This is a genomic window from Micromonospora sp. NPDC004551 (assembly GCF_040609975.1).
Lineage (GTDB): Bacteria > Actinomycetota > Actinomycetes > Mycobacteriales > Micromonosporaceae > Micromonospora.
The window spans coordinates 1-3,708 of the sequence record NZ_JBEXLM010000079.1 but is presented as its reverse complement, the minus strand read 5'-3'; the positions used below and the strand labels follow the sequence as shown (position 1 = coordinate 3,708).

At 68.9% G+C, this 3,708-nt stretch carries 1 protein-coding gene and 2 pseudogenes; all 3 read left to right on the top strand.

Annotation, left to right across the window (positions count from 1 at the left end):
• Positions 1-251: 251 nt before the first annotated feature.
• Positions 252-1,967, top strand: a pseudogene (locus tag ABZW14_RS34170) (ThuA domain-containing protein); the annotation flags it as partial.
• Between the two features lie 568 nt (positions 1,968-2,535).
• Positions 2,536-2,766 (top strand): annotated as a pseudogene (locus tag ABZW14_RS34165) (PKD domain-containing protein); the annotation flags it as partial.
• A 192-nt stretch (positions 2,767-2,958) separates the two neighbouring features.
• Positions 2,959-3,591 carry a carbohydrate-binding protein gene (locus ABZW14_RS34160; RefSeq protein ID WP_355355375.1) on the top strand — a complete coding sequence of 211 codons (633 nt, stop codon included), beginning with the start codon at positions 2,959-2,961 and terminating at the stop codon, positions 3,589-3,591.
• Positions 3,592-3,708 lie beyond the last annotated feature (117 nt).

Sequence of the window (3,708 nt, the reverse complement as noted above, 5' to 3'; positions counted from 1 at the left end):
GCGGGCCGGTCGCCATCGGGCGACCGGCCCGCTCCCGTCTGTCCGAACGAGACCCTCGCTCCTACTTTCGCTCATCCTGAACAAAAGTCGCGGGGATTAATCGAAAACTTTTGGCTTCAACCTCTTCTCTTTGGTCCTGGGCGCAAATATCGTCTCGCGTAGAACCTGGCCAGGCTCTCGTCACCTCCCCAGCGACCTCCTCAGCCTCGTCCCGGCGCTGAGGCGGACCCGCCCGACCAGAGCGAGGTTCGATGCGCAGAAGATCCTTCGGCCGCAGGGCCGCCACATATCTCGGCCTGCTCACGCTCGTCTCCGCGACCCTCGTCGCGACGGCGGAGCGGGCCCCGACCCCGGCGCAGGCCGCGCCGGTGCTCACCGCCCCCGCACCCGTCAGCAACGGCATCCAGTACAAGGTGCTCGTCTTCACCAGGTCCGCCAGCGGCAACAACGCCGCCACCGCGGCCGGCGTGCAGGCCATCCAGCAGCTCGGTCAGGCCCGGCGCTTCACCGTCGAGGTCACCAACGACCCCCGCAAGTTCGACCAGCCCCACCTGAAGCAGTTCCGCGCCGTCGTGTTCCTGAACACCGCCGGCGACGTGCTCAACGACGCCCAGCAGGCGGCCTTCGAGGCGTACTACCGCGACGGCGGCGGCTTCGTGGGCGTCAACTCCGCCATCGAGGCCGAGCCGGACTGGTCGTTCCTCACCAACGTGCTCGGCACCCGGGCCACCGGCGCGCCGACGGCCGCGAGCCCGGCGACGGTCACGGTCGCCGACCGGGTCCACCCGGCCTCGAAGACGTTGCCGCAGCGCTGGTCCACCACCGACCGGTGGTACAACTTCGCGGCCAACGTCCGGGGCGTCTCGCACGTGCTCGCCACGGTGGACGAGAAGACGTACACCGGTGGCAGCATGGGCTTCGACCACCCGATCACCTGGTGCAAGGACTACCAGGGCGGCCGGTCGTTCTACACCGGACTCGGCGCCACCGCGGAGAGCTACGGCAGTGTGGACCTGCGAGCCCACCTGGGCGGGGCCATCCAGTGGGCGGCCGGCGTCACCGACGGCGACTGCGGCGCGACCGTGCTGGCCAACTACCAGATGACAGTGGTCGGGGCGCAGCCCAACGTCAACGAGCCGATCGGCTTCGACGTGCTGCCCGACGGCCGGGTGCTCCAGACCGACCGCCGTGGCGGCGTGCGGCTGCACAACCCGGAGACCAACGAGACGACCGTGCTGGCCCAGATCCCCGTCTACACCAACAGCGAGGACGGGATGTACGGCCCGGCGGTGGACAACGACTTCGCCACCAACAAGTGGGTCTACCTCTACTACGCGCCCCCGCTGGACACCCCGACGGGCAGCGCGCCGACCACCAGCACCGACCCGGCCGCGTGGGACCAGTGGAAGGGCTACTTCCAGCTCTCCCGGTTCAAGTTCGTCGACGGGGAGACCCCGTCGCTGGACGTGAGCACGGAGCAGAAGATCCTCCAGGTGCCGGTGGACCGGGGCGCCTGCTGCCACGTGGCCGGTGACATCGCGTTCGACTCGAAGAACAACCTCTGGCTGGTCACCGGGGACGACACCCCGGCCGGCGGCGGCGGGTCGGGCGGCTTCTCGCCGCACAACGACTCGGTCAGCGCCACCGGCGTCTACCAGGCCCCGTTCGTCGACGCCCGGCGCAGCTCGGCCAACACCAACGACCTGCGCGGCAAGATCCTGCGGATCACCGTCGGCGCGGACGGGTCGTACACCGTCCCGGCGGGGAACCTGTTCCCGGCCGGCACCGACAAGACCCGGCCGGAGGTCTACGCGATGGGCTTCCGGAACCCGTTCCGGATCACCCTCGACAAGAACGACGTCGCCTACATCACCGACTACTCACCGGACTCCTCGGTCGCCCAGGTGGGCCGCGGTCCCGCCGGCACCGGCCGGATGATGGTGGTCGACAAGCCGGCGAACTACGGTTGGCCGATGTGCGTGCAGCCGAACCTGCCGTACATCGAGATGAACTGGACCACCAACCCGATCTCCCCGGTGGCGCCGTTCGACTGCGCGGCCCCGAAGAACACCTCGCGGCACAACACCGGCCTGACCGACCTGCCGCGGGTGGAGAAGTCGGAGCTGTGGTACTCGTTCCAGGCCCCGACCCCCTGCCCGGAGTCCTACCTGTCGACTCCGACGCAGACCTGCCCGGTGCTCTTCCCCGAGCTGGGCACGGGCGGCGTCGGCCCGCACGGGGCGGCGAAGTACGACTTCGACCCGGAGCTGAGGTCGGAGACGAAGTTCCCCGAGTACTACGACGGCGCGATCTTCTTCGGTGAGTTCACCCGGGACACCCTCAAGGAGATCCGGCTGGACGACCAGGGCGACATCCTGAAGATCAACAATGTGCTGAACTGCGGGCAGGCGCCCACCACGCCGGCGAAGCCGTTCCTCTGCGACAACCCCATGGACATGCGCTGGGGGTGCGGACGGCAACTTCTACCTGCTCACGTACGGCGACGGCTTCTTCAACATCAACCCGGACGCGGCGATGCTCAAGTTCAGCTACGTCAAGGGCCTCCGGGCGCCGACCGCCGTGCTGAACGCGACCCCGACCAACGGCCGGGCGCCGCTGACCGTCGCCTTCTCCAGCGACGGCTCGAAGGACCCGGACCCGGCGGACTCCATCTCGTTCGCCTGGGACTTCGACGGCAACGGCACCACCGACTCGATCGACCCGAACCCGTCGTTCACCTACACCACCAACGGCGTCTACACCGCCCGGCTGACGGTGACCGACTCCAGCGGCAAGACCGCGTCGGCGAACACCACCATCACCGTCGGCAACACCGCGCCGACCGTCACGGTCACCACCCCGCTCGAAGGCGGCTTCTTCAACTGGGGCGACGACATCCCGTGGACGGTCACCGTCACCGACCCGGAGGACGGGCCGGTCGACTGCAGCAAGGTCGAGGTGACCTTCGTGCTCGGCCACGACAGCCACGGGCACGGTGAGGCCAACCAGTTCGGCTGCTCCGGGGTGTTGCCCACGGACGCCGACGACGCCTCGCACGGCGGCTACATCTACGGCGTGGTCAGCGCGTCGTACACCGACAAGGGAGCCAACGGCCAGCCGGCGCTGACCACGGTGGACCAGCAGATCATCCAGGCCAAGCGGCAGGAGGTCGAGTTCGCCACCGAGGAGTCCGGCACCACGGTCGGCACCAGCGCGGACACCGGGGGCGGGCAGCAGCGCGGCAGCCTCGACCCCGGCGACTGGATCGCGATCAACAACACCGTCAACCTGAAGAACATGCAGTCGGTGACGCTGCGGACCTCCGGGGGCAGCGCCGCCACCGCCGGGCAGCCCCGGTTCGGCGTGCAGTTCCGGCTGGACTCCCCCACCGGCCCGCTGGTGGCCACGGCCACGGTCAACGCGACCTCCGGCAACAACGCCTTCACCAGCACCACCGTGCCGGTCACCGACCCGGGCGGTTCGCACAAGCTCTACCTGGTCATGACCACCGTTCCGGGTGGCCCGGCCAGCGGCTTCGGCAACCTCAACTGGATCGAGTTCACCGGCCAGGGCATCGGCGTCACCCCGTGACGCCCCGGGTGGGGCCGCCGGGCGGCGGCCCCCCCCCCCCCCACGCATACATGGAAAACAAACACACACCAGGGAAAAGAAGTCGAGGAAAGAAAAAGATATGTTATAGGGAGGTGT